Here is a 26,133-nt window from a genome sequence, read left to right as displayed (position 1 = left end):
ATCATGCCGATAGGGGAACTGCTCTACGAAGGCAAGGCTAAAAAAATTTTTTCGACCGGGAATCCAGACCAGGTCATCCAGTATTTCAAGGACGACGCGACAGCCTTCAATGCCCAGAAACGCGGCACCATCGTCGAAAAAGGGGTGATCAATAACAAGGTCTCGGAGCGCCTCTTTCGACTGTTGGAGCAGAGTGGGATACGCACCCATTTTGTGGAACGGTTGAATGATCGCGAAATGCTTGCGAAGCGCGTTCGAATTGTCCTGGTCGAGGTCGTGGTTCGAAACACGGTGGCAGGCAGTCTGGCAAAGCGGCTGGGATTGAAAGAAGGGAATCGGATTGATCCGGCGATTGTTGAGTTTTACTACAAAAACGACGCGCTGGGTGATCCGCTGGTCAATGACGACCATTTGCGGTTGATGAATGTCGCAACGCCTGGTGTCTTGCGGGAGCTGCGCGAACAGGGACACGCGGTGAACAAAGTTCTGAAGCCGTTCTTTGCAGAACGGCAGATGCAGTTGGTCGATTTCAAGCTCGAGTTTGGAGTGTTCCATAACAAATTGATCCTGGCAGACGAAATTTCTCCGGACACCTGTCGCTTATGGGATATGGCAACCGGCGAGTCGATGGATAAAGATCGGTTCCGGAAGGATATGGGGAAGATCGAAGAGGCCTATCAGGAGGTGCTGAAAAGGGTATGTGGATAGTGGTGAAAGGGCGAGCTGGAATTATCCGGCTCCAACACTTCGGCTCGACCGCACCTACCACTTCCTTTGCTCGGCTGCGCAACTTGTTCCGTTTTGAGTGAAACTCAAACGGAACTTCGAACAGTGCTCGCCGTCTGCTCTGCAGATCGCGTCGATCGTGGGTGCGGCTAGTCCGAGCCTTCGTACAAGTCGCCTGGTAATCCCAGATCACCCTTTTCAATTTAGGGGGGAGAGGAAGAAAAGAGAGAAAGATGCTGCGGGCGTACTTAAATTATGGGTTGATCGCGTCGGTGGTGGTCTGGGCGGCCATTATTGGGGTGATGGCCTATCGGCTGCACGAGTCGCCGTGGCGGTGGGCGTTCGTGGGGTTGGTGTTTTGTGGTGGGCTGACCATTGCCGTGATTCTGTGGATCAAGAAATATGTAGATCGGCTGAATGAAGCCGAAGAGAAGCGGGAGCGTTCATTGTGAAAGCCAAAATTCATGTCACCCTGAAGCAGGGAATCTTGGATCCACAAGGAAAGGCGATCGAACATGCGCTGGACTCGCTGGGGTTTAGGCATGCGGCCAATGTTCGTGTCGGGAAGTATATGGAGCTGGACCTCAATCAGACCGATAAGGCCAAAGCTGAGGCTGAAGTGAAGGCGATGTGCGAGAAGCTCTTGGCAAATACGATCATTGAAGAATATCGGTACGAGCTGGGGTAGTGCTGTGTACTGAGTGTTTTAGAAAATCTTGAACTCTCACGCAATCTCCTCGCGCAGTACTCAGGACGGAACGTATGAACATCGGTGTCGTTGTTTTTCCAGGTAGTAATTGCGATCACGATTGCCGGTATGTCTTTCAGGATGTGCTAGGGCAAACTGTCTCCATGGTGTGGCACAAGGAAACGTCCTTAGCCGGGTTGGACGCGATCATCCTTCCGGGTGGGTTTTCCTACGGCGACTATCTTCGAACAGGAGCGATCGCGCGGTTCTCCCCGGTCATGCAGGCGGTCAAGCAGTTTGCCGCTGGGGGTGGGTTGGTGATCGGGATTTGCAATGGATTTCAGATTCTCTTGGAGGCAGGATTGTTGCCCGGCGCCATGCTGCGAAATCAATCGCTGTATTTCATCTGTCGTGAGGCCTATGTGAAAGTCGAGAACGCTGCGAGCCCGTTTACGAGCCTCTATAAGTCAGGACAGGTGCTCAAGATTCCTATCGCACACGCAGACGGGAACTATTATACCGATCCAGTCACATTGGCTGGTCTTCAAGCCAATGCACAGATTATCTTCCGATATTGTACGGCCGATGGGACAGTGACGTCGGGAGCTTGTCCCAATGGGTCACTCGATAATATCGCCGGCATCCGCAATGCCGAAGGCAATGTCCTGGGGATGATGCCGCATCCGGAGCGCTGCGCAGAGGCGATGTTGGGGAATGAAGATGGGCGGCTCCTCTTTCAATCGATGATCACGTCGATGGGACCAACGCAACGGGTTGGAGCGGGATGAACGGGTCTGCGATCACCCAGCTGCGGTCGTGCGGCAGAGGATTGAAGATGGGCTATTCTCGCGGTAAAGTATTGGGTCAGTTGCTTATCGATCAGTTTTATATTTCTTTTTTATAAATGAGGAGGGGCGAGATGAAGCGTGTAGTAGTAATGTTTGCGGCAGTTGGAATGTTGACCTTGGGGGCTGGTTTCACGGCATTTGCGGCAACGGATGATGGCAGCAAGCTTGCCATTAAGAGTCCTGCACCGGGCGCCAAGGTCGGGAGTGACGTTGAAGTTGTCTATGAACTCACGAAGGGCAGTCAGGCGACGCATGCACATTGCTTTGTGGATGGTGAGTATCAGAAGGGATGGAAAGGGACCGTCAAGGGAATGTCGCCAGGCTCCCATGAGATCAAGGTTGTGGCGGCAGATAAAGATCATCAAACCTTGGCGGCTGAAGCGACTGTGAAAGTGGACGTGCATTAAGGTACGCTCGAAGTCGTAGAATTTAGACTGATGGACCGGTGGAGTACGAAATCGGTGCTTTGCCGGTCCCGTTGTGTTATCACAACACAACCTGTGGCATGCGTTCATTGCGCTGAACCTTGGGGAGTCCAGGGGATTCTCTTGAAAGCCATGGTGACCGTCACGCCTGAAGTATGACGTAGGCCGGCATGCCCCCTATTACTAAAGATCTCATCGCTCAGCACAATCTGACGAGCGATGAATACCAGAAAATCATCGCGATTCTTGGGCGTGAGCCGAACATCACGGAGCTCGGGATGTTCTCTGTGATGTGGTCTGAGCACTGCTCATACAAGAGCTCGCGCGTGCACTTGAAGAAATTGCCGACGTCCGGGCCGCGCGTTGTCCAGGGACCAGGTGAAAACGCAGGGGCGGTTGATATCGGCGACGGGCTCTGTGTGGTCTTCAAAATGGAGTCGCATAACCACCCGTCGTTCATTGAGCCTTATCAGGGTGCTGCGACCGGGGTCGGCGGCATTCTGCGTGATATCTTCACGATGGGCGCGAGGCCGATTGCGCTGCTGGATTCCCTTCGGTTTGGAGAACTGCATTCTCCCAAGAATCGCCATCTCATGAAGGGGGTCGTCTCCGGCATTGCCGGATACGGCAACTGCATGGGTGTGCCGACTGTGGGGGGAGAGATTGTTTTCAACGATATCTATGCGCTCAATCCGCTGGTCAATGTATTTTGTCTGGGGATTGCCAAGAAAGACAAGATCTTCCGCGGAACGGCTGCGGGTGTCGGAAATCCTGTGATCTACTTCGGCTCTAAAACGGGGCGTGATGGGATTCATGGCGCGACCATGGCGAGTGACTCCTTCGACGACACATCGGAACAGAAGCGTCCCACCGTTCAGGTCGGTGATCCCTTCACCGAGAAACTATTGCTGGAAGCCTGTCTTGAGCTGATGGAACGCGATTTGCTCGTTGGGATTCAAGATATGGGCGCTGCGGGATTGACGAGCTCTTCCTGTGAAATGGCTTCTCGTGCGGGCAATGGGATTGAGCTTGATCTCACGGTCGTGCCTCGGCGTGAGCCTGGCATGACGCCGTATGAGCTCATGTTGTCCGAGTCGCAGGAGCGCATGTTGATGGTAGCGAAGGCCGGCAAGGAAGAGGAATGTATCGCGGTGTGCCGGAAGTGGGATCTGGACGTCGCGGTCGTTGGGAAAGTGACGGCTGACGGACTGCTGCGGGTGACGGATCAAGGAAAAACTGTTGCAGAGATTCCGGCGAAGGCCTTGGCTGACGATGGGCCCCGTTATGAACGGCCCTACCAGCCTCCAGCGTACCAGGATATGCTGACGAACTTGAATTATGACCTGATTCCCGATGTCAAAGATGCGAATACGGCGTTATTGGCATTGCTCGAATCTCCCACGATTGCCAGTAAACGGTGGGTCTACGAACAGTACGATCATATGGTGCGGACCAACACGATGGTCCGCCCAGGATCTGATTCGGCAGTGGTACGGATCAAGGGCACGAACAAAGCGGTGGCCATGACGGTTGATTGCAATAGCCGCTATTGCTTGTTGAATCCCTATGAAGGAGCCCGCCTCGCTGTGGCAGAAGCGGCGAGGAATCTTGTTTGTTCAGGTGCCGCCCCGATCGGCTTGACCGATTGTCTTAATTTCGGCAATCCGGAGCGTCCCGATATTATGTGGCAATTTGTGATGGCGATCGAAGGCATGAAAGATGCCTGTGAACGGTTTCAGATCCCCATCGTGAGCGGGAATGTCAGTTTTTACAACGAAACGAACGGGCTCTCCATCTATCCCACGCCCATGTTGGGCATGGTCGGACTGATTGAAGATGCAGAGCGGACGATGACGCAGTGGTTCAAGTCGGAAGGGGACGACATTATCTTGCTTGGGAGCACTCGGGAGGATTTGGGAGGGTCGGAGTACATCAAGGTGGTGCAGGCTCGCGAACAGGGTTCCCCACCCTACTTAAATCTGGATACCGAGAAAACACTCCACGATTGTGTCCTGTCGCTGATTCGTGACGGGCTTCTGCAATCTGCACATGATTGCTCGGATGGTGGCGTCGCCGTGGCGTTGGCTGAAAGCTGTATCTCCGGACCAGAAGGGACACGCGGTGCTATGGTAACCTTGACCAGGGGGCGGCTTCGAAACGATGCGGTCCTGTTCGGAGAGAGTCAGTCCCGTGTGGTCATTTCTGTGAAACCGAGTCATCGCCAGGCTGTACTCGACCGTGTGAGATTGTTCGGTGTGCCAGCCGATGCGATTGGCACGGTTTCGGGTGATCGCCTGGTCATCTCTGTCAGGCATGAAGGGATAGAGGAATGTTTGATCGATCAGCCGGTGTCCGGCTTGTTGGATCGATGGGCCTGTGCCTTGGAGAAATCGTTGAACCACGTTTAATCGTCTGAGTCACGAAAGATCATGCAGAAAGAACTGCCGATCGTATCCCCCGATAAGTTCCACGACGAGTGTGCGGTCTTCGGCGTGTATGGTCACGAAGAAGCGGCCAACCTGACTTACTTGGGATTGTATGCTTTGCAACATCGTGGCCAGGAAGCGTCCGGGATCGTTGCGGGAGACGGGGAGCAGTTTTGCATTCAGAAAGGCATGGGCCTTGTGGCAGACATTTTTCACAAGTCGGTCCTGGAGAAGTTGCCCGGTCACATGGCCATCGGACATAACCGCTACTCTACAACCGGTGGCAACGATTTAAAGAATGTGCAGCCGCTGACGGTGAATTTTGCACTGGGCAATCTCGCCTTAGCGCATAACGGGAATCTTATCAATGCTCAGATGCTGCGACATGAGTTGGAAGCCTACGGAGCGATCTTCCAATCGACTTCGGATAGCGAGGTGATCATCCATCTTATCGCGCATTCGCGCGCGGGCTCATTTCTGTCGAGGGTTGTCGATGCATTGAGTCAGGTACGAGGGGCTTTCTCGGTCGTGTTGATGACCGATAACGGGCTCATTGCCGCACGGGATCCCTATGGGCTGAGGCCACTGTGTATTGGTCGCCTCCGTAGCGGCTGGGTGGTTGCTTCTGAGACCTGTGCATTCGACTTGCTTGATGCGGAATATGTGCGAGAGCTGGAACCGGGTGAGTTGATCGTAATCAGCGACCAAGGGCTTGATAGCCACCATCCGTTCCCCAAGACGGCTCCGGCCATGTGCGTGTTTGAGTATGTTTATTTTGCCAGACCGGACAGCCGCATCTTTGGAAGTAATGCGGTCTATGCCATACGGAAGGCGTTGGGACGGCAGTTGGCTCAAGAGTCATGGGTACCGGCGGATGTCGTCATTCCTGTTCCAGACTCCGGTGTGCCGGCGGCGCTCGGGTATGCCGAAGGAGCGGGTGTGCGCTTTGAAGCCGGGTTGATTCGCAATCACTATGTGGGGCGGACCTTCATCGAGCCGGAACAGTCGATTCGCCATTTCGGAGTGAAGGTCAAGCTTAACGCGGTACCAGAAGTTTTGGAGGGGAAACGCGTGGTTGTGATCGATGATTCGTTGGTCCGTGGCACGACAAGCCGGAAAATCGTGAAAATGATTCGACAGGCTGGGGCAAAGGAAGTCCATATGCGTATCAGTTCGCCGCCGATCATTTCTCCCTGTTTCTATGGGATCGACACCCCGACCAAAAAAGAGTTGATCGCCTCCGACCATTCGATTGAAGAAATCCGCAAGTACATCACTGCCGACAGCTTGGCCTATCTCAGTCTGGATGGGATGCTGAAATCGGCACCAAAAACACCGGATCAGTACTGTACGGCCTGTTTTACTGAGCGTTACCCCATTCCGTTCACCCGGGCAGAAGAGTTGCAGCTAGGCCTGTTCGAGGCGGCGCGCTGAGCAATTTCTGTAGGAGCGCATGGCGACCTCAGACCACGACGAGAAGAAAGCCTTGCAATCCAGGAGGCGGCCACGCGTGTCGGTCGATTATCCTGCTTCGTTCACCGCAGAAGAAACCTCAGGCCATGCAACCGTGACGAATCTGACACTTGCCGGTGGTGAGATCGAGAGTAATATCCAACTTCCGATCGGCGCACGGTTGAGTCTTCATGTGCTGCCCCCCAGTGCGCGACCTTCAATTGTCATTGCCCTTGCCATTGTCCGTTGGAAGGAGGGGAATCGATACGGACTCGAGTTCGTACGATTCGAGGGCGATGCCAAGGAGCAGCTCAAGGACATGCTGAACCAGTAGAAAGCCTCTGCCAGAGGTGCGGTTCCTCCCTGCCGTGCGGTTGCCGCTTGAAAAATTGCCATGGTACGATGCGCCTCAACTGGTTGGGTTGTGATGGCGTGAGTCATGGTTGAGTATTTGTGAGACTGAGCGTGCAAGTTGACGGGGGAATCGCAATGAGACGACTTGGACGGCCATTTCCTGTGTTGGGTACAGCATCGGCATCTGCTGCCGGATTATTCCAATTGGAAGCGTCGGTTCTCTCGTTTACCCCTAAACCCTCACGACTGCGACCTTGTCATTAGAGGTGGAAAGAAGTAGTCAATCATGAAAGGCTAAGGAGACCACGCGACTATGGATGAGATGGAGGAAGGGAAGCACAAGTTCCTTGAGGTGGTGCGAGGGGTTGATCAATCGGTACAGGTAGTGATTCCCGTGACTCCGTCTAACAGCCTCTTTTTGATCTCGCTGGCGAAGGGAACGAATCGGAAGTTCATCACGGTGTCGGAGGATGACCTGATCGACTTGCCTCACGAGGCAAGTATTGAGTTGAACATCACCAAGATGATCAAGGAGGTTATCGCCGCACTGTGAGGGCGTCGTGCAGTGCGAACGGTCGTGGAGTATTCGATCATGAAACAAATATTGCCAAATATCTGGCAATGGTCCTGGTTTTCGGATGAAAAGCAATTGGATTTCAACGGTCTGTTGCTGACGATTGGTGAGCATACGATTCTGGTAGACCCCCCACTGATGACTCCAGAAGCGAGAGCCATTGTCAGGCGCCATGAGCCGATCGATTATATCGTGCTGACGAATCGTGATCATCTTCGAGAAGCGCCGGCCTATCAAGCTGAGTGGCATTGCCAGCTGTATGTGCCTGAAGCGGATGCGGCTCAAATGGAGGTGAGTCCGACCAAAACATACAAGGATGGCGAACTCCTGCCCGGTGGGATCTGGGCCATCCAGCTGCAGGACCAGAAGTCTCCTGGTGAATCTGCCCTGTTCATAGAACGGGGACGAGGTGTGCTGATTGTAGGGGATGCGCTCATCGGTCACCCGTCTGGTGCGCTTCGTGTGCTCCCTCCTGAAAAATATGCGGATCCGGCTAAGGCGAAGGCGGCGCTCCGTCGTCTGTTGAGATACAACTTCGACAGCCTGCTGGTCGGGGATGGTGTTTCCATCCTTGCGGAGGCAAAGCAGCAGGTGGAGCAGCTGTTGGCGGTGCCACAATGACGTTGCGGAACGGCCTGTCTGCGGAACTCAATCGACAAGGGAACGAGCATTTTTCGAGAGGGTACTATACGGAGGCCTATACCTGTTATGCCAAGGCGCTGGAGTGTGACCGACTGAGCGGTGATCAACGGGCTCTGGTTGCGACCCTTGGGAATCTGGGCAACATCTGTGCGGTCAGCGGACGGCGAGATTCCGCTCAGACGCATTATCAGGAGGTTCTAGAGCTCCAAAAAATCCTCGGTGATGAAAAAGGCATCGGGACGACCTTGGCCAATTTGGGGAATCTGCGCGCCGATGCCGGCGAGTGGGATCGAGCGCGAGCCTATTATCTCGAGGCCATGGATCTTATGACGAAGACGCATGATGAGGCGGCGCAAGCGGTTCTGTTGTCCGATCTTGGACTGGTGGCCCGAGAAACCGGCGATGTCGAGGAAGCCATTCGCTGTTATGAACAGTCGCTGACCTTGATGCGTCGGTTGGAGAATTTGGCAGGCGTTGCGGATGCCTGGCGGATGATCGGACGTACCTACGTGATACAACAGCGCTATCATGAGGCGATTGCCTGCTGTCGGACGAGTCTGTCGATCGCCGAGCGACTACGTGACGAGCTTCGCGCCGGCGGCGCCAGATATGTGCTCGCTCAGTGCCATGAGGAAATGGGCCAGCTCCAAGAGGCAGCTGATCTTCTCGAGCAAGTCGTCTCTATGGACCGGAAGTATCGCCTGCCAAAGTTGGATGAAAATACCCAGCGACTTAAGTCACTCCGCCTTCGTCTAGCAGGTTCGGCTCAGTCGACGGTGTTTCGGGAGATGAGCGCATGACCAAACTGGATTCCACAACCTGGCTGCAACTTCGAGCCGGCTTGATTCAGACGTTCCCGCAATTCTACGAACTGGAGCCCAACGGACCACTCCTGATGGATCTTGGAGAGGATGGATGGCTCCTCGAAGTCAGACCTGAGGGCAAGGTACTTTGTCAGTATGGGGTTGCGATGGACGAAATCATGGCGCTCATGTCGGACGGAACTCCAGAGGATTTAGGAACTGATGAAGTTGCCAAGCAGGCGAAATACTTTCTTCAACCGGCTGTATCTCAATACAGAGCGCTTCTTCTTCAGTCCGGCTTTGTCGAGGAGACGGAGATCACGGACGAGTTCGTGGCGGTCACCTTTACGCGAGATGCCGATCTTCATAATCGCCTCAAGCTTGAAGATCTTCTGCGGTGGTGTCGAGGGCACATTGGGAAGGTTTCGTGACGCAGCGGATCACGACGTTCGCCGAATTTCGCGACACGATTTCTGACTATCGGTTGCCGAGAGTGCTGTTAGCTGCGCTCGAGCTCGATCTCTTTACAGTGATTGGTGATCGACACTGGACGATGCCCACGCTGGCCAAGGAACTGAACGTCAGCGAACGGGGACTCAGCATCCTTTGTCGTAATCTTGCCTCTGCCGGAGTGCTGCACAAAAGGGACTGTGTCTATAGAAACAGCACACTTGGGGCCACAGCGCTCAATGCCAACCACCGCGCCTATCGAGGCGGTTATCTCAATCTGATCAGGAGTCATTGGACGGACTGGCTCCGGCTGGTGGAATCTGTACGAAGTGGATTGCCCATTGATCATGATGTGCCGGATGGTCCGGACTATCGACGCCAATTCACCTGGGCGATGCATCACCGAACCTTGGAGATTGCCCCGGCAATCGCGGCACAACTTCAGCTTGGTCAGGCCCAAACGTTATTGGATCTCGGTGGGGGGCCTGGTACCTATGCTCTGGCATTTCTTGCAAAGAATCCACGGTTGCGTGCGACGGTCTGTGATCGAGAGGCTGCGCTTGAAGTAGCCAAAGAAATTGCTTCTACCCATAAAGCGAGGGGGCGACTCTCCTATCTCCCGATTGATTTCTCCAAAGAGCAAATCCCTGGTACGTATGATGTCATCTGGTACTCCAATGTGTTGCACATCTATTCGCCGAAGGAGAATCAGGCTATCTTTCGACGAGTTCGTGCTGCACTAAACCCTGGTGGCCGATTCATCATTCAAGATGCCTTTCTTCATGACCGCGAAGGTTTGTACCCAGTTGAAGCCAGTTTGTTTGCCGCCTCGATGCTTTTGTTTACCGAACGGGGGAATACCTATACAGCCTCGGAGACGGCAACATGGCTGAGGCAAGCTGGTTTTGTCAGTATCAAGCCCGTTCCGATTAGGAAGGGGACGGAGGATTGGGAGGGTGGAATTTGGGAGGCATCGGTCCGTGGTCTGCGGCCAAGAATGATTGCCAGCCAAAAAGGATCAAACAGAAGTAAAAAAGCCCACTGATAGCGGTGGCCATCATGGGAGCAACGGCAGTGGTGTCCGTTGATAAGGACTGAACCATCGTCGCGATGTCTATGGCCAACCCAATCGTCGCGTAAAAGACGCAAACCGCCGCACTCCATCGAAATTGAAGCCAAACGAAGAGGGATAGTCCCAGAGGCAGCAGAAGGAAAAAGCCGACCTTCCACGCTATGTCTTGCGTGAAGGAGCGGGCGTTCCCAATGAAAAGAAACCCCGCTTCCATAACGAAGGTGTTGAGTAACAGAACAAGCAAAGGGGGCGGTCTCATTTGGTGACTATAGACTGCCGAGGAAAAGGCCGGCAATAGGGGGCTCATAGTCGCAGGCATTCAATGGGGGGCACGCTCGTATTATGGAGTCTAAGGAGAAGGAGGGAAGGTTGTTGCCTCCGCAAACCTGTTTTCTGATTTATGATGGAGAATGTCGGTTCTGTGTGTCCATAAAAATGGCGCTTGAACAACGAGAAATCAATCCAACAAGAACGGGGATCCAATTTGTTGCGTATCAGAGCAAAGCGGCCAGGATCGCTCTTGGGCAACGGTATCGCAGTGGTCGGCCTGAGACAGCTTTCTTTATTCAACCTTCCGGCAAGGTCCTTCAGGGCCTTGCCGCATTCTTCCCTATTCTCCCCTATATTTGGGGTGGGAGACTGGTGTTGTGGGGACTACGGTTTCACATGGTACGGCAGTTAGCGGAATGGGGCTATCGCTTCATGGCTCGTCATCGCTATCGATGGTTTGGTGTGGCCCAGTCTATCAAGTGACAGGCCCACATCACCGATGTCATTTCTCATCGCGCACCCACTTTTGAGGGGATTCCTCCCATCAGTGGGGAATTTACGGATCATCTGCCCTCCTGCAGAATGCACTCACATTCTGAGGAGGGCGCATGTCACAAACATCTTATTATTCAACAGATTGTCACTGCTCGACCCACCCGATACAGAATAAGCGTCAGGTATTAGGTCTCAGTTGTTCAAAGGTCGTGAGTCTGCTCGCGTTTGTTGGATTATTCGGCTTCTATGGCGACAACGATCGAGCTTGGGGTGACGTTGCCTCTACAGATAAAAAAGCGATTGTGGCGGCGGGGTTCGGTTATCAGATTGGCTCTGTGTCCACAATTTCAGTAAAGGTTTATGAGGCTGACTCTGGTGTCATCGTATCGGATGACGTCTATGAACTGATGGTCAAGGAAAGTGATGGGACAGGGAGGAACGGGGAAGCTCGAATTTTTGCGGGCGGGATTGGACAAGGAGCTACGGATCTCTCCAACTTCATCTTGCGGGTCTACGATGCGAATACGGGACTATTCCAATGGGAAGGGCGACTCAACCTCGTGCAACCTGACGGAAAGGGCGGAGGGAAAGCCATTTCGACGCGAACGGTTAGTCGTGCCACTCTCACGAGAGTCCGCACGGAGCAACAGGCAACCGAACAGCCGGTATTCTTCTTGCGCGCGGTAGATGCGGTGACTGGCTCACTTGTCTGGGAGGATGAGTTCACCACGGTGTTGGGTGGACCCCCGCACGTCCATTCAATCGCGGATCGGTCCACGATGGGGGAGCGAGTTTCGACAAACAGTTCCCACAGGTTCGAGTTCAAAATTCGCATGTATGATCCCAGCGGGAAGCAGGTTCTCTGGGAAGACCACTTGTCTCAGCGAGAGTCTGAAGAAGGAGCTCAGGAATCACCGAATGATCAGCCCAATTTACTTCCTGTCTGGCCTCACCAACCGCAGGATGAAGCAGTCCCCGTGTTGATTTGATGGTGTCTGTTCTGCCGTTGAACAATCCCAGGATGACGGAGAAGAAGGCTACGAACGGGCCTGTTCGAAATGCTCAAGCCATTGACGATGGAACTGCTCGTACGGAGTCAATAGCTTGTCTTGGAAGGCCGTTGCCACGGAAGCGTTTGTCCGGAAAGCTTTCACGAGGTCGTCGATGCGAGCCATGCCCCATCGCTCTATCAAATAGTGGGTCGCGGAATTGGCTTCTAAGTAGGCCACAATAGACGCGTCGGCTGAGAAGGCACCCCAGGCACCTTCCAGAGAAGTCAACGGAATCACCTTTATCTCACCGTGCCTCGCCTCATCGAGATCAGGCCATGAGTCTCCAGCCAATTGCATGGCGAGGCCTTCGTTCAACCAGGTCGGAAGTGCTCCTGCATGTGATCCTAACCGGTCATGGAGTAGGGCATGGACGTATTCGTGACGGAGTACAGTGGCAAGCCATTTCCGATCCGTTGTGGCTCCCTGTGTGGGAATCTGGATTCGGTCGAGCGTGGGATCATAAAGACCATCGGCCCATGCAGGGCTGCCAGTTGAACTTTGAAAGGATTCTTTTGCATGGAGGACGACCATGATGGGTCTTGACGGGAAATGCCCAAACTTCTGGCCAATGTCTCGATACGCTTCTTCAAGAATCTCCAAGACCGATGTCCAAGTGCTCTGGTCCTCCTCTCCGTCGAATTTCACGACAAAATGAGTGCTGCTTCGCGCGGTCATGCGGGATTCGACTGATTGCGTGCGCTGAACCTTTGCCGTGACGGTGTCCAGATAAGACTGGAGAGCCGGGTCTTGCTTGGCTCGTTGGGCGGCCTGAGCCAAGTGCGTTGTTGCTCCACTGAGATCATCTTGTTCCTGCAACAAATCAGCCATTGCGAGGTGAGGGAAGGGCTCATCTGGGGCCACCTTCATCAATTTCGTCAAGAACTCCGCATTGAGTGCGCGGTCGCGCTGCTCCCAGTAGGCTTGGGCAAGGTTCATCAGGATGACGGGGTTTGTCTCGTCGAGTTCAGCTGCCTTCTTAAACGCGCTGATGGACGCGCGTGTACCCTGAAGACGTTCCTGCTGCAGGCCGAGATTGTTCCACAGGATGGCGACGAAGGGTTTGGATTGTCCGTCCGATAGAATGAATGCCGGGAGCACTTTTAGCTTGTTTTCAGCTAAGGAGAGGTTGTGCTTTTCAACTTCATCACGAATTTCCTCTAAGATCGACCGGTGTGGAGTGGGTGGGATGACGGTCTGGTCAAGTGCGCGAACCAATCGGGGTTCATTCTCGGACGGTTTGCTTTGAGCCGGGGCTGGTGGGGGAGGGACGGATTCGATGGCTCCCATCGGTCTCGTCGTCAGCGAAGGTTGGGTCTGTTTCAGAAAGAGGTTATATCCAATCAGGGCGGACAGGCCGATCGCAAGCGGGATCAGAATATGGCGAATATTGCGGCGGTACATAAGAGTCTGGAAGAAGTGTAGCACCCTAGGAAAATATGACCAAGCAATCCAGGAAAAGCAGCCGTTGGATTCTTAGTCAATCACCCAGGCTGCGTTGTGCGCTGAACGATGCTGTGCTACGATCCTCCGCCATATGCAGGCGGAGACTGAACCGAGTCCGTTGATGCCATTGCAAGAGTGGCTGGACCGCATCGCCAGGCCGATTGAATTTGCGACTCGAGATGATTATGCCCATCTGGCGACCGTCACCAATCTGAGTGATTTTATCTCCACCCAAGTGCTGTCGGCTCTTCGCCAGCGGACCTATCCAAGGGTGATTGAAGCTCGCCTGATTTCACTCCGTGACCTCTTCGTTGATTTTTCGTTGTCTCTTTCCACGGATGAACGGCGTCGCCGTTTGCATGTAGCGAGGTCGCACATCCAAGCTCTTCGAAAGGCCGCGCAGCAGCCTGCCGGCGTCAAGGCGTCACGGGGGGGATTCGTTCCAGACATGGCGACTGTTGGAGGGCGATCCAACCTGTGGCAACTTCCGGTTCGCTTTGCCAAGGGGGTTGGACCGAAGCGCACCACGGTCTTGCGACGGCTGCGGATCGAAACGGTAGAAGACGTACTCTGGACCATCCCCTGGCGGTATGAAGATCGGTCGGTCATGACTCCCATCGGAAATCTTGTCCCGGGAATGGTGGCGTCAATTTGTGGGGTTGTTGGCAAATGCGAAGCGAAACGGACCAGGAATCGACGGTTGAATATGCTGGAGGTCGGCATTGAAGATCAGTCAGGCCGCCTACAGGTGATCTTCTTCAATCAGTCCTATTTAGAAGACGTTCTGACGGTTGGCACTCGTGTGATGTTGAGCGGGCGGGTGATTTCAGATCGGCGAGACTGGATGGTGCCGCGAATGGATGTTTCACAGTACGAGGTCATTGGAGAAGGTGTGGAGTCGGCGCTGCATGTCGGCCGAATCGTTCCTGTCTACCATGAGACCAAAGGCTGGACTTCTCGTCAGATGCGGGTGCTCGTGCGGAACCTCTTGACGGACCATGGGATGGATCTCATGGATCACTTGCCGGTGCCGCTTCGGGCGAGGCAGCGGCTGATCTCCCTCAATGAGGCGTTCCAGGATGTGCATTTTCCAAAGTCGGGAACTGACGGCCATCTGCTGGAGCGAGGAAAGACAGCGGCCCATCGGCGGTTGGCGTTTGAAGAACTCTTGCTGCTGCAACTGGCATTAGCGTCCAGACACCGATCAGTCCATGAAGAGCGGAAAGAGGTGCGGTTCAATCCCAGAACTCCGCTGCTCGCACAACTGACCAGTCTTTTACCATTTCGTCTCACGGAGGCCCAGGAGCGAGTCATTCGCGAAATATTCCGAGACATGGTTTCGCCACGTCCTATGAATCGGTTGGTCCAGGGAGATGTGGGTTCAGGAAAAACCGCAGTCGCATTACAGGCCATTGTCATGGCTTGTGGGTCTGGCTATCAGGCGGCCTTAATGGCCCCGACGGAAATTCTTGCCGAACAGCATTACCGAAATCTTTCAGGAATGTTGCAGGCGCTAGGGCTGCAGACGGCTTTGATGCGCGGCAGCGAGAAAACTTCGATCAAGAGTGTGCAGGCCGAGCAGCTGGTTGCGGGAGACATCCAAGTGGCGATCGGAACCCATGCCCTTCTGCAGCAAGGCGTGACATTTAAAAACTTGGGCTTGGCGGTCATCGATGAACAGCATAAGTTTGGAGTGTTGCAGCGGAAGGCGATGATCGAAAAGGGCTATAAACCGGACGTGCTCGTGCTCACCGCCACTCCTATTCCCCGAACGCTGGCGATGACCGTCTACGGCGACCTTGATGTGTCGGTCATTGATGCGCTGCCTCCGGGGCGTAAGCCGGTACGGACGTTCTTGTTTAGTGAGGCACAACGGCGTCGGGCCTATCAGATTGTGCGCGATGAATTGCGTGCTGACAAGCAAGCCTACATCGTCTATCCGTTGGTGGAAGAGTCGGAGAAGGTCGACCTGCAGGCTGCGATTCAGGGTGCTGAACAGTTGCAAAATGGAGAATTTTCAGAGTTTCGTGTCGGTCTGTTGCATGGACGGATGAAGGCGTCGGAAAAAGAAGCGGTGATGGCCGACTTTAAGGCCGGCACCATCCAACTGTTGATCGCCACGACCGTCATTGAAGTTGGAGTGGATGTATCGAACGCGACGGTCATCCTGATTGAACATGCCGAACGTTTTGGGCTTGCCCAGTTGCACCAATTGCGCGGACGAGTCGGCCGGAGCAGTCATCAGGCGTACTGTCTACTGATGGCCCAGAACCTAGGACGAGGGAAATCAGAATCGAGCAGACGGACGCTGGGTGGTGAAGAGCCGATGTCGGCGGCAAGGGAACGGTTGGAGGCGCTTGTCCGGTCAAATGATGGATTCGTCATTGCCGAGGACGATCTACGCATTAGAGGACCAGGTGAGTTCTTTGGGTTGCGTCAATGGGGGATGCCGGAGTTTCGTGTCGCCAATCTGATGCGCGATGCCGATCTGCTGGAGCAGGCCCGGCAAGAGGCCTTTTCGCTGCTACAATCTGACCCAGGCTTGAAAGAGTCAGCTCACCAGGGGGTACGCGAGGCCATGTTCCGTAAGTGGGAGAAGAAGCTCGAACTCGGTTCAATCAGCTAGGGCTTCAATGGGACTTTTCCAGCGAATCAAAGATGATCTGCGGACTGGGATCGCAACGCTTCGCCTAGGGACCGTTCATGCAGCGGGACGGGCGCTGGAAGAAACGGAATTGCTCCGCATGCGGTTGGAACTCCGCAAGCTCGATCAGCAGCTGTCGGATCTGTACAAGGATATCGGGGAACGAGCCGTCGATATGAAGGAGCGGGGCGAAACGGCTGAACGTGTCGTGTACGATGCCGAGATCGTCCGTCTCGTGAAGGAGGTCGAAGTTGTGAAGGAGTCACAAAAGAAGTTAGAAGCCGAGATGGAAGTCATTCGGAACGAGCAATGACCGAGCCGGCGAAGCGGACACGGCGATTGACCGGTATTGATATAGGAACCCTCACCTGTCGCCTGTTAATTGCAGATCTCGCCCCCAGGCAGCCTCTCAAAGAGCTTCGATCAGAACGGCGTATCCTTCGTCTGGGAGAAGGCGTTGATCAGACGAAACGGCTGAGTCATGCTGCAATGGATCGGGTGATCCACTGTCTCCAAGAGTGGCGAAGGATCATCGATAGCCATCAGGTCGAAGCCACCGCCGTCGTGGCGACCAGTGCCGTCCGTGACGCGAGCAATCGCGCGGAGTTTTTGGACCGAGTCAAAGCAGAATGTGGGTTTGAGGTCGAACTCATCTCGGGTGAGGAAGAAGCGCGGCGGACGTTGCTCGGCATTCGTTCCGGCCTACCGGTCGGTGTGACGGACATCCTGGCGCTGGATATCGGTGGAGGCAGTACGGAGTTCATCCTCGATCGGCCAGGTCAAGACCCGATCACCCGATCCATCGATATCGGAGTCGTGCGCCTCTGCGAACGTGTCCTGCACCACGATCCTCCGAATGAAGAGGAAGTGCGCCAGGCACGCGAGTGGGTCACACGGGAGACGAACGCAGCGGTTGCTGGCATGGCGGGCTATCAACAGGCGACGTTTATTGGGACGGCTGGCACAATCACTTCTCTTGCAGCCATGGCCCAGAAGCTATCTACCTATGAGCCCACTCGAATCCACAACTATGTGCTGAAATTGGAAACCATCCAAGAGCTTGAGCAGACGTTGCTTAGTCGAACGAAAGCCGATCGCATTGGCCTGCCGGGCTTGGAAAAGAATCGAGAAGAAGTCATCGCCGCCGGCGCGATCATCATCCGGACGATCATGGAGACGTTGGGACAGAAAGAATGTTTGGTGAGTGATTTTGGATTGAGGGAGGGTGTGCTGATCGATCTGGTGATTGGGTTAGACTGAGCAATCTGCTCAATAGCTAGAGTGAAGCATGACTATTGATACTCGTAAAATTCTTGAGGAGTTTGTCGACTATTTGATGCCAGACCTTAGCCCGCACGAGGCGTCGATGTATGTGTTTCTGCTAAGACATTCTCGTCTGAACAATGACACGCCCTCGGCAACTGTCCGCATGGGGCAACGAAGAATTGCACAGCTGTACGGTAGAGGGCCAAAGATGTCAGTGCCCAGCCGGCAACATGTGTTAAGGCAGCTTGAGAGCTTAGAAGAGAAGGGGTGTATAAAGATTGGAGATACCAGCAGAGACGGCACCCTTTACACCGTCGTTCTTCCATCTGAGGTGCCGCTTGTCGTTGAGAAACATCCTTGAAAAGCGAAGAGGAATCCGACGACTTCTATAATGATCCAGAGAAACGCAGGGAAGTATACGAGCGAGATCAGTGGATTTGTCAGTATTGTGGAGACCGAGTAACTCCTGAAAATGCCACACTCGATCATTTTGTTCCGCAGTGCAAAGGTGGAACACACAAGAAAGAGAATTTGCGAACTGCATGCTTGCTATGTAACAGCATCAAATCTGGGAAATCATACGAACAAGCTGCCGTGCATCTGCTGAAGAGCATTCAAGCCAGAAGGGAGCGTGATGTCCAAAGCGAGTCATAGCTATTTTTTTTAGCTGGGTGTTGTGATGCGGCACAGACGATCCCAGGGGCATTGCTCGCCTTAGCGCCAGAGCAAGTAAGGAACATTTCTGGCCTGATCAATCGTGGAGATGGAAATGACAAAAGCAAGTGCCAATATCTTTGTGGATCTTGGGTTTGACCCAGCCGAGGCGGCTGTGCTCCAAATGCGTTCCAACTTGATGAGCGATCTTCGCCTCTACATCGAGAAGCAGAAGCTGCCTCAAGCTGCAGCGGCTAAGCGACTTGGTATTTCGCAATCGCGTGTGTCTGATCTCGTCCGTGGGAAATGGGACAAATTCAGCGTCGAAATGCTCATTACGCTTGAGGCTCGACTCGGGCGCACGATTCGGGTCGAATTTGCAGCCTGAGGAAGCTGCTTGCCGAGGAGAACAGCAAAGTAATGAGAGGGGGGGGCTCCAGCTTCCCGTCTCCCTTTCCCCTCTTACTTCTGCGAATACCACCGATAGCCTTTGTTTTCAGTGAACTGCGCTTTGGGCTCGCCGCCTGGTTTTTCCAGCAATAGCACTTTGAAGTCTTGAAGACCGAACCAGGCTGGATCGGCGAGGTCGTGGTAGTGGAGGCCCTGTAGTTTGGGAAGTATCTCCCCCAAAGCCTGCTGCAGTTCCTTCTCGCTATAAGCACGTACGGCGAAGGGGTGGTTGAGAGCCTGACAGAATCGCTGGATGGTGTAGGTGGCGCCGGTGCAGAGCACTTTTATATCTGGCTTGAGGCCGAGAAACTGCGGGAGTGAGAGATACCGTTCTTGAAATCCGAGCCAGCGGACGGCTTGGCGCAGGTGACTGTATTGCACTTCGTACTCGGTATGTCCCGGTAATTTCACGGGAGCAGGCCAGCCTTCTTCGATGCCGAACTCGGTGAGAAATGCTCGGCCACCCGGTTTGAGGACCCGCCACAATTCGGCGACAAAGCGGATCGGTCCTAAGTTAAAGATCACCGAGTCCGGTGGATTGGATTCGATGGGCAGGCGAAGCCGTCTGATCCAATCGAGCGCTTCTTGGTGTTGTGCGGTCGCTCCGACTCCCGATGTAAGTTCCTGCTTGTTCAGCCGCACCGGCGTCATGTCGGCCATGTTTTCATTGTCGATCACGAGATCGACAGAGCGGTCAGCAAAGGGCAGCTGTTCAGCATTGGCTCTGGTGCCCGTGCCGGTCCATCCGCTGGCCTTGGCCCGAGTAATTTGGCGTATTAGAAATGGTTGTGTGATGTCGAGGGAGAGGTAGGTGATTCCCTGCTTCTCAAAGGGTAGGAGGTCTTTCCCCAGTTCCTGCGCAAGGTACCCAAGGCCGCCACCGATCTCCAGCATGACTTTGGGCTTAGGAGTGAACCAACCGAGTCGCCTGAGTTGTCGCATCAGCAATCGGCCATAGGTCAGGCCGCTCAAGGCCTCGCTGGGTTCACGGAAGAGATGGGAGACTGTGGTTTCAATCAAATCAAAATGGCCATCGTCCTTCGAACTTTCGGTCAGCTCGTGGTGATGGAATTCTTCCAGGTGGTTCTCGCCTTCGAATCCTGCTTGTCCCGACCAGCCTTCGCGGACCTGTTGGAGAAGCACATCCCACTTGGCCTTGTGTCGGTGGCCCCCTGGCGGTTCAGCTCCGTAATAGCAGAGAGAGTAGTTGGGGGTCGCCCATCGTTCCAAGTGCCAGGAGCCAGGCTGTCCATCAGGTCCGCAGATCTTGGTGCCATATTGCGCAAGAAGGGCTCCCACCGTGGTATGGCCGTTCATGGCCTTAAGCAGGTCCAACCCGGCAGGGTTCAGCCGGATCAACGGGAGATCGTCATCAAGTGGAGCCAACCACCATTCGTCCGGCAGATGTTGGTAGGCAACAAGGTCAGGAATATGCCAGGCCAACAGAGTCAGCGTGTCTCCGGTCAAGGTCAATGGGTGGCGGATGGCGGCAACAGTTTTCATGATCACGAGCTTTTGGTGTCGGATACTTGGACAATCGGTAAGCTACAGGAGCGGTCGGCACCTCTGCAAGCGGACAATAGGTGGTGTCCTACAAGTGAGCGGGGGTTGAAGCATTCTCTGTCACAATCAGCTGTCCTCGCATGATGGGATGGATCCCACAATGATAGGCATATCGCCCAGGAGGCAAGCCCGGGATGGTGAACTGTCCTCCCGGTGGAACCGTTCCTGAATTGAAGAGGCAGGTGCTCTCGTCGGTCAGGCAGCCATTATGGGTTACGGTGTGGTGTGTCGGTGTAGGATTCTCCCAACGGATGGGCGTGCCACTGACCACAGTGGCGGCAGCTGGTACGTAATAGGGTGAGCCATTTTCCATGAGAATCTCTGTGGCCGGGGAGAGATCGAGGGCTGGTCCGCCTGCTGTAGCTGTAATGCCCAGGATAACGGTTATGATGTGCAGCTGGTTCACAGGGGGTGTGTGCTCCTTAGTATGTCGTATTCGTAATTGATAAGAGCCATCACGATGGTCAAGGATTCAACGGTACCCCCATCATAGCACGCCGCCACTGAGGGTTTTCGAGGGGTTATGGGGATTTGGGAGATAACCGCCGACCTCTATCTTCCTTGCGCTCGACAGAACGCACACTTCTCGTGAACTCAAAATAATGAGGGCCGCAAGGGGCCGTAGAAATCATGATAGAGATGGTTGCAAGAGCCTGTTCGTTCATGCTAGATGGAGGCGCGTTGTGCCGCGCTGAAACGAAGAGGAGGGATCGGAATGGCGAACAAAAAGAAAAAAGCCGTCGCGAAAGCGTCGTCACGGACGAAAAAGGCTGCCCCGTCGCCGAAGAAGAAAGCAGCCAAGAAAGCATCGGCTACGAAAGCAACGGCGAAAAAGGCTGCCAAGAAGCGTGCGGTTGTCAAGGCGTCCAAACCCGCTTCAAAGAAGAAACCGGCGGCGAAGAAAGCAGCCGGCAAATCAGCCAAGAAAGCGGTTAGCAAATCAGCTAAAAAAACGCCCCCGAAGCCCGGTCCCTCGAGCGAGCCTGTCAAGCAGGTTGCTGATGAAGAGGAGATGACGCCCCGGAAGGTCATTTCTGTGAAACCGGCCATGCCGGTGGAGCCGGATGAAGCTGATTTGGAAGATGATGATGTCGTGGATGATGATTTAGAGATGGAGGATGAGCTCGACGAAGACGATGTTCGAGATGAGTTGGATCTCGACACGGATGATGACGGGGATGAGCTCATCGATAAGTCCGAAGAATTGCTGGACGACGATTATCGACACAATTAATCGGCCGGAATTTGGTGATTGCCCTGCGACAGGTTTTGCTCGTGTAGTTCGGATTATGTATAGCCCATCGCAGGGGCAGGGCTTTCAGCCTTGGATCCAATCGTAACACCCTGTATCGCTGCTGGATAACGAGTAGGTCCAGCAGCGATCTCTGGGCGCTTCTTTAATATCCCCTTTCATTGTTTACGTGTACCTGAGGTACAGGGTTCCTCGTTGGTTCTCTCGCTCAGGGCTTGTACAGATTCCCATGTTCAGGAAGAGAACGGCTTATGGAGAGATGGTCCTAGCGGCCACCTTTGCCCTGGGCGTAGGTCTGTCTGACGTTGACGCCGCTTGTGTCACAGAGGGGGGGGCGGCGAAAGCCGGAGAGGCTGGCCTTATCCTGCACCTCTCACCCACTTGTACGCAGGCTGAGCGGGAGACACACATCGTGCACGGTGAACGGATCACGGATGCGCTTGAGAGAGGGCATCCGGTGGATCTGATTGGGGTGATCGTTCAGGGGGACGTTCTGTTTGATCGTCTCACCCCGCAGGCTATTTCCCGCTCGTCGATGGGAGCCGAGTCTTCTAGCCAGAGCGGGCCCGTGCGTAGCCAGGAGCAGCGACTCGTTCGTGCAGGACTCAGGTTACGAGATTCCATTGTACAGGGAGCGGTACGTCATCGTTCAGGCAGCAGTACCTTGTGGTTTGAAGGACCCATCGACTTTCAGGGGTCTCGCTTCAAGGAGGGGGTGGATCTCTCCTGGTCGGGTTTTCGGGGAGCCGTTGAACTGTCTGGCGCTGTTTTTGAGAAGGAAGCATATTTTGTTCAAGGGCAATTCGTCGGACCATTGGTCTGTCGAGAGACGAGGTTCGGTCCGAGTACGAGATTTCACCGATCGACGTTTCGAAGTGCCGTGGACTGTACCGGCGCGCTCTTCGACGGGATGGCGGAATTTTTGGAAGTGCTAGCTGAACAGCCGGTGGAGTTTGAACGGTCGAGGTTCGGCTTGGGGACGGGGTTCTCCGGTAGTCGGTTCAAGAGTCGCATCGGTTTTCGCGACGCGATCTTCAGTCGTGAGACCTTCTTTACCTTTACCGTTTTCGAGGGGGAGACGATGTTTGCCGGGGCTCAATTTCTGGGGGCCGTTGATTTTTCGAATGCCGAGTTCTGGCAACAAGACAACCTTACTCAGGCACGATTCGATCATCCGCCGCTGTTCGCTCAAACGAAGAGGATCGAACAGGTCCAGCCTGATAGTTTCCTTCAGGCCAAGAACGGACAGTATGTGCTTACGTTTGGGTTGCTCGTCACGGCAGCTCTGCTCGTGGCCTACGCAATAAGGCTGAAATGAAGCATACCTGTTTATCCCCAATATATAGAATCAGACTTGCCCGCCTCCCCATAAGTTGATATAACCAGGCCGTGGAATCACAAGCCGACGGGTTTGAGCAAACAGAGCTGCCGTATAAGGTCCGTATCGAAAACTTCGAGGGACCGCTGGACCTGCTGCTCCATCTCATCAAAAAAAACGAGATCAATATCTACGATATCCCCGTCGCGATGATTACCCAGCAGTACATCGAGTACCTGGAGGCGATGGAGGAGCTCAACCTCAATGTCGCAGGAGATTTTTTGGTGATGGCGGCGACGCTGTTGCAAATCAAGTCCAAGATGCTGCTGCCGGTGGACGAGGCAGTCGACGACGAAGAGGAGGGGCCGGACCCACGGGAAGAACTGGTCCGTCGGTTGCTTGAATACAAAGCCTACAAGGAGGCGGCGCGGCAGCTCGATGATCAAGAGAAAATGTGGCGCGAGATCTTTTGGCGAGAGGATGCAGTGTCGGTCGAGGCGGTCGCTGAGGAGGATCTGCCCCTCGAAAACGTGTCACTGTTCGATCTGGTTGATGCGCTCAAGGAAGTACTTGAGCGCAATCCGGACAGTCGGCTCATCGAGATCGTGCCCGACAATCTTACGGTTCGGGAACGAATGAACCTCATTCTGGAAACGCTTGAAGGCAAAGATTCGGTCTCGTTCGCGGCGCTGTTTGATGGATCGGTCCACCGGGTCGTCGTCGTCGTGACGTTTTTGGCCTTACTGGAATTGATGCGGTTACGAGTGGCCCGTGTATTCCAAGCCGAAACGTTTGGACCGATTTTGGTTTCGCGGATGTTCTCGTTGGTACCGGACCCAGCAGAGCTTGACGATGTTGATGCGGAATGGAGGAGCGCATGACCCCACCGACGGCGGATGTGGTTGATGAGGATGAGGTAGATGTACCGGAAACCAAGGCCATGCCTGCGGCGAATTTGGAAGATGCGATGAGCATGGAAGAGGTGAACGGAGCACCGCATGCGGAGGGTTTCAATAATGACGATCGGCCTGAAAGTATGGCCGAGCTCCAAGCTGTTCTGGAGGCATTGCTCTTCGTCTCGGCTGAGCCGCTGCCCGTGGCTCGTCTTGCTGCTGTGCTCGGCGCGGTCTCGAAGGGTGAAGTCGAAGAGGCCTTGCACCAGCTCGGTCAGGCACTCGATCAAGAGGGGCGGGGGGTGCGATTGGTGGCAGTGGCCGGCGGCTATCGCCTGGTGACCAAACAAGATTATGCCTCCTGGGTGAAGCGATTGGATAAGGCCAAGACAGCGGCAAAACTGTCTCGATCTGCGTTGGAATCGTTGGCCATCATTGCCTACAAACAGCCGCTGGTGCGGGGGGAGATCGAAGAAATTCGAGGAGTGGAAACCTCCGGTGTCTTGCGTACGCTGCTAGAACGCAAACTGGTGCGAATCGTCGGGCGCAAGGAAGTTCCAGGTCGCCCGATTATGTACGGGACGACCAAGTTCTTTCTGGAGCATTTCGGCTTGAGCGATCTCTCGCAATTGCCGCCTTTGCGTGAGTTTAAAGAGCTCGGCGAGGCTGAACAGGCACTCTTGCCGATGGACGGTACCGAGATTTCATCTGCAGACGGGGCGATCGAGACAGTTGCCGACGATGCGGAACTGTCTGTGAACGGTGAACTGCAGACGGCTGCTCCGTTCGAAGAGGTATTAGATCCCCTTCCAACCCCGCAATCCTGATGCAATATCCATCTTCAGTTCTAGGCAATGGGCGCAATCCTGGTTGCGGTCTCCGGGGTAGGGTTATTCCCCTTCTTCTCGGCACGCCAGGATCGGTTATGGGGTCGGTTTTTTCTTGAGCGGGGGGTTCTTCAGCCGCTGAAGTTCAGCTTCCTGCTCGTCGACTTTTTTCCGCAGCGCCTTCATTTCTTCCTTAAATGCCTGTAGCTCGGTGTCCTGCTTCACGACCGGTGGTGTTTGAGGGGAAACGGCTTGGAGTGGTGGAGACGGCGCCGTCACCACTGGGACCGGTTGCGGAGTTGGAGTGGGCGGTGGTGTGAGTAGTCTCGCCAAGAGTTGGTAATCGATGGCGAGCGACCGATCCTCTGATTTCCCGATCCAACTCGATCGATCATAGACCTCCGAACGAACGGCTCCCTCAGGCAAGAAGGTCACTTCTCGGTCTCGGAGACCATCGGTGTCTGGGAGTGGGCGTGGCTCCTTTTGGCTTGCGGTGGCTTTCTTCCCTGGATAGTGGCGGTATTGCGTCAGGAGGACATGCAGGGACAGGCCGTCGGCGAATAGATATCCAGCGGTCGTCTCTCGCTGTTGTGCGCCCTTTGTGGATGGTACGACGAGCGATGTGGCATAGATACGGAACCCAACTCGCTGGGTGGAGCTTGCTTGAGCCAGGGCAGCGGTGATATGTGGAGCGAGGAACGCAATATCATCCTCAGAGAAGGTTCGAATATCGTTCAAGTTTGTTGACTTCGCAGCTTTGCCGAGGAGCAAGAGGAATCCGGCCTTTTCCTTGGTGTGGATACCCCGTAAGACATCTGCAACCGTCGTTTCCGACAGTTTGATGGGGTGCGAGGCCTGGAAGGAGTTGTCGGAGACAGTCTCGAGGAAAACTGATCCAAGAACGGTCTCCTGAAGAGGAACGGTTTGACGTGAGCCAGCGCAACCGTCTGTCAAGAGAGACAGACAGCCTAGCGTCAGCACGCTCAGCATCGATGTGAACGAGGGGGGTGGTGTGTGATTCATCGCGTTGTCTTGCTCAAGTGGGAGAACCTGTACGTAGTGTAGCAGGAAGCCTCGGTAAAAACAAAAATGCAACGGCTTGCCTTGTCACCGGGCAGCGGCTCTTCGCACGCAACCCGTATGGTTCGTTCTCTTCGCAGCGAGGTGTAGACCGTGACAGTGCTGTGTTGATCCTCTCATCCTGAACGAATGAAATCGAGAAAGGGGAAGAGCTTCTTAGGCTTGTCATGCTTGAGCGTTATTTTGCTGTCGGGTCGAATCGTCCAATGGCGGAGATGCTTATGCGGATGCCTGATCGCAGCGGGCATAGCGGATCGCCGATAATCCGGACCATCGAGAGCGCCATGTTTCGATGGGCTTCGCCTTCCTCATGAGGATCATCTTGGGAAAGAAGACAAAATAGATGTATTGCCGGGAGTGGTTTTCCTGCTTGGGTTTGCCGGGAATGATCTTGTCGATCGGCAGGAAGAGCCCTTGACGCGATAAGATCTAAATGTATACAATAAAGAATACAATAAGGCGTTGC

At 54.5% G+C, this 26,133-nt stretch carries 28 protein-coding genes; 24 read left to right on the top strand and 4 right to left on the bottom strand.

What is annotated here, in order from left to right; translation table 11 throughout:
* The first annotated feature begins 3 nt into the window (after positions 1–3).
* The 15 genes from purC (at position 4) to ACYX34_RS19155 (ending at position 12,214) form a co-directional block, all read left to right on the top strand.
* On the top strand, positions 4–708 hold the full coding sequence (gene purC / locus ACYX34_RS19225; protein WP_462078193.1) for a phosphoribosylaminoimidazolesuccinocarboxamide synthase: 705 nt from the start codon (positions 4–6) through the stop codon (positions 706–708).
* A gap of 251 nt (positions 709–959) precedes the next feature.
* A complete protein-coding gene (locus tag ACYX34_RS19220) occupies positions 960–1,178 on the top strand; it encodes a hypothetical protein (RefSeq protein WP_462078192.1) in 219 nt (72 codons plus the stop codon).
* Positions 1,175–1,414 carry a phosphoribosylformylglycinamidine synthase subunit PurS gene (purS, locus tag ACYX34_RS19215; RefSeq protein ID WP_462078191.1) on the top strand — a complete coding sequence of 80 codons (240 nt, stop codon included), beginning with the start codon at positions 1,175–1,177 and terminating at the stop codon, positions 1,412–1,414. Before ACYX34_RS19220 ends, purS begins: the two co-directional genes overlap by 4 nt.
* Before the next feature lie 74 nt (positions 1,415–1,488).
* On the top strand, positions 1,489–2,202 hold the full coding sequence (gene purQ, locus ACYX34_RS19210; RefSeq protein ID WP_462078190.1) for a phosphoribosylformylglycinamidine synthase subunit PurQ: 714 nt from the start codon (positions 1,489–1,491) through the stop codon (positions 2,200–2,202).
* A 131-nt stretch (positions 2,203–2,333) separates the two neighbouring features.
* On the top strand, positions 2,334–2,669 hold the full coding sequence (locus tag ACYX34_RS19205) for a hypothetical protein (RefSeq protein WP_462078189.1): 336 nt from the start codon (positions 2,334–2,336) through the stop codon (positions 2,667–2,669).
* A gap of 188 nt (positions 2,670–2,857) precedes the next feature.
* Positions 2,858–5,095 (top strand): phosphoribosylformylglycinamidine synthase subunit PurL, encoded by a 2,238-nt coding sequence (gene purL / locus ACYX34_RS19200; RefSeq protein ID WP_462078188.1) that lies wholly within the window; start codon positions 2,858–2,860, stop codon positions 5,093–5,095.
* Between the two features lie 21 nt (positions 5,096–5,116).
* Positions 5,117–6,547: an amidophosphoribosyltransferase gene (gene purF / locus ACYX34_RS19195; protein ID WP_462078187.1), complete on the top strand. Its 1,431-nt coding sequence runs from the start codon at positions 5,117–5,119 to the stop codon at positions 6,545–6,547.
* A 19-nt stretch (positions 6,548–6,566) separates the two neighbouring features.
* The gene (locus ACYX34_RS19190) at positions 6,567–6,899 is read left to right on the top strand and encodes a PilZ domain-containing protein (protein WP_462078186.1); all 333 of its coding nucleotides are present in this window, start codon (positions 6,567–6,569) and stop codon (positions 6,897–6,899) included.
* Between the two features lie 333 nt (positions 6,900–7,232).
* The gene (locus ACYX34_RS19185) at positions 7,233–7,472 is read left to right on the top strand and encodes a hypothetical protein (protein WP_462078185.1); all 240 of its coding nucleotides are present in this window, start codon (positions 7,233–7,235) and stop codon (positions 7,470–7,472) included.
* Positions 7,473–7,511: 39 nt separating this feature from the next.
* The gene (locus tag ACYX34_RS19180) at positions 7,512–8,114 is read left to right on the top strand and encodes an MBL fold metallo-hydrolase (RefSeq protein WP_462078184.1); all 603 of its coding nucleotides are present in this window, start codon (positions 7,512–7,514) and stop codon (positions 8,112–8,114) included.
* Positions 8,111–8,935 carry a tetratricopeptide repeat protein gene (locus ACYX34_RS19175; protein ID WP_462078183.1) on the top strand — a complete coding sequence of 275 codons (825 nt, stop codon included), beginning with the start codon at positions 8,111–8,113 and terminating at the stop codon, positions 8,933–8,935. The genes ACYX34_RS19180 and ACYX34_RS19175 overlap by 4 nt, the downstream gene beginning before the upstream one ends.
* A complete protein-coding gene (locus ACYX34_RS19170; protein WP_462078182.1) occupies positions 8,932–9,369 on the top strand; it encodes a hypothetical protein in 438 nt (145 codons plus the stop codon). Before ACYX34_RS19175 ends, ACYX34_RS19170 begins: the two co-directional genes overlap by 4 nt.
* Complete coding sequence (locus ACYX34_RS19165) at positions 9,366–10,433, top strand: SAM-dependent methyltransferase (RefSeq protein ID WP_462078181.1); 1,068 nt, start codon at positions 9,366–9,368, stop codon at positions 10,431–10,433. Before ACYX34_RS19170 ends, ACYX34_RS19165 begins: the two co-directional genes overlap by 4 nt.
* 396 nt (positions 10,434–10,829) lie before the next feature.
* Positions 10,830–11,213: a thiol-disulfide oxidoreductase DCC family protein gene (locus ACYX34_RS19160; RefSeq protein ID WP_462078180.1), complete on the top strand. Its 384-nt coding sequence runs from the start codon at positions 10,830–10,832 to the stop codon at positions 11,211–11,213.
* A 125-nt stretch (positions 11,214–11,338) separates the two neighbouring features.
* Positions 11,339–12,214: a hypothetical protein gene (locus ACYX34_RS19155; protein ID WP_462078179.1), complete on the top strand. Its 876-nt coding sequence runs from the start codon at positions 11,339–11,341 to the stop codon at positions 12,212–12,214.
* A gap of 48 nt (positions 12,215–12,262) precedes the next feature.
* On the opposite strand, the gene ACYX34_RS19150 is transcribed toward ACYX34_RS19155, so the two are convergent.
* On the bottom strand, positions 12,263–13,678 hold the full coding sequence (locus ACYX34_RS19150) for a peptidase MA family metallohydrolase (RefSeq protein ID WP_462078178.1): 1,416 nt from the start codon (positions 13,676–13,678) through the stop codon (positions 12,263–12,265).
* Between the two features lie 163 nt (positions 13,679–13,841).
* On the opposite strand from ACYX34_RS19150, the gene recG reads away from it, so the two are divergent.
* From recG to ACYX34_RS19125, 5 genes are all read left to right on the top strand, one after another.
* A complete protein-coding gene (gene recG, locus ACYX34_RS19145; RefSeq protein ID WP_462078177.1) occupies positions 13,842–16,346 on the top strand; it encodes an ATP-dependent DNA helicase RecG in 2,505 nt (834 codons plus the stop codon).
* 7 nt (positions 16,347–16,353) lie between these two features.
* A complete protein-coding gene (locus ACYX34_RS19140; protein WP_462078176.1) occupies positions 16,354–16,677 on the top strand; it encodes a hypothetical protein in 324 nt (107 codons plus the stop codon).
* The gene (locus ACYX34_RS19135) at positions 16,674–17,624 is read left to right on the top strand and encodes a Ppx/GppA phosphatase family protein (protein ID WP_462078175.1); all 951 of its coding nucleotides are present in this window, start codon (positions 16,674–16,676) and stop codon (positions 17,622–17,624) included. Before ACYX34_RS19140 ends, ACYX34_RS19135 begins: the two co-directional genes overlap by 4 nt.
* Before the next feature lie 363 nt (positions 17,625–17,987).
* Positions 17,988–18,284, top strand: a complete 297-nt coding sequence (locus ACYX34_RS19130) for an HNH endonuclease (protein WP_462078174.1) — start codon at positions 17,988–17,990, stop codon at positions 18,282–18,284.
* Positions 18,285–18,399: 115 nt separating this feature from the next.
* Positions 18,400–18,672, top strand: a complete 273-nt coding sequence (locus ACYX34_RS19125; RefSeq protein ID WP_462078173.1) for a helix-turn-helix domain-containing protein — start codon at positions 18,400–18,402, stop codon at positions 18,670–18,672.
* 74 nt (positions 18,673–18,746) lie between these two features.
* On the opposite strand, the gene ACYX34_RS19120 is transcribed toward ACYX34_RS19125, so the two are convergent.
* Positions 18,747–20,237 carry a class I SAM-dependent methyltransferase gene (locus ACYX34_RS19120; protein WP_462078172.1) on the bottom strand — a complete coding sequence of 497 codons (1,491 nt, stop codon included), beginning with the start codon at positions 20,235–20,237 and terminating at the stop codon, positions 18,747–18,749.
* Positions 20,238–20,325: 88 nt separating this feature from the next.
* Positions 20,326–20,703, bottom strand: coding sequence for a cupredoxin domain-containing protein (locus tag ACYX34_RS19115; RefSeq protein ID WP_462078171.1), 378 nt, complete (start codon positions 20,701–20,703; stop codon positions 20,326–20,328).
* 309 nt (positions 20,704–21,012) lie between these two features.
* On the opposite strand from ACYX34_RS19115, the gene ACYX34_RS19110 reads away from it, so the two are divergent.
* The 4 genes from ACYX34_RS19110 (at position 21,013) to scpB (ending at position 24,587) form a co-directional block, all read left to right on the top strand.
* Positions 21,013–21,531, top strand: coding sequence for a hypothetical protein (locus ACYX34_RS19110; RefSeq protein WP_462078170.1), 519 nt, complete (start codon positions 21,013–21,015; stop codon positions 21,529–21,531).
* 247 nt (positions 21,532–21,778) lie between these two features.
* Complete coding sequence (locus ACYX34_RS19105) at positions 21,779–22,867, top strand: pentapeptide repeat-containing protein (RefSeq protein WP_462078169.1); 1,089 nt, start codon at positions 21,779–21,781, stop codon at positions 22,865–22,867.
* 71 nt (positions 22,868–22,938) lie between these two features.
* Positions 22,939–23,748 (top strand): segregation and condensation protein A, encoded by an 810-nt coding sequence (locus ACYX34_RS19100; protein ID WP_462078168.1) that lies wholly within the window; start codon positions 22,939–22,941, stop codon positions 23,746–23,748.
* A complete protein-coding gene (gene scpB / locus ACYX34_RS19095; protein ID WP_462078167.1) occupies positions 23,745–24,587 on the top strand; it encodes an SMC-Scp complex subunit ScpB in 843 nt (280 codons plus the stop codon). Before ACYX34_RS19100 ends, scpB begins: the two co-directional genes overlap by 4 nt.
* A gap of 96 nt (positions 24,588–24,683) precedes the next feature.
* Here scpB and ACYX34_RS19090 read toward each other — a convergent pair whose 3' ends face one another.
* Positions 24,684–25,577 (bottom strand): hypothetical protein, encoded by an 894-nt coding sequence (locus ACYX34_RS19090; protein WP_462078166.1) that lies wholly within the window; start codon positions 25,575–25,577, stop codon positions 24,684–24,686.
* Between the last annotated feature and the right edge of the window lie 556 nt (positions 25,578–26,133).

The organism is Nitrospira sp. CMX1, assembly GCF_054902215.1.
Note: the sequence above shows the minus strand (reverse complement) of the source record. Positions and strands in the feature narration are given on the sequence as shown.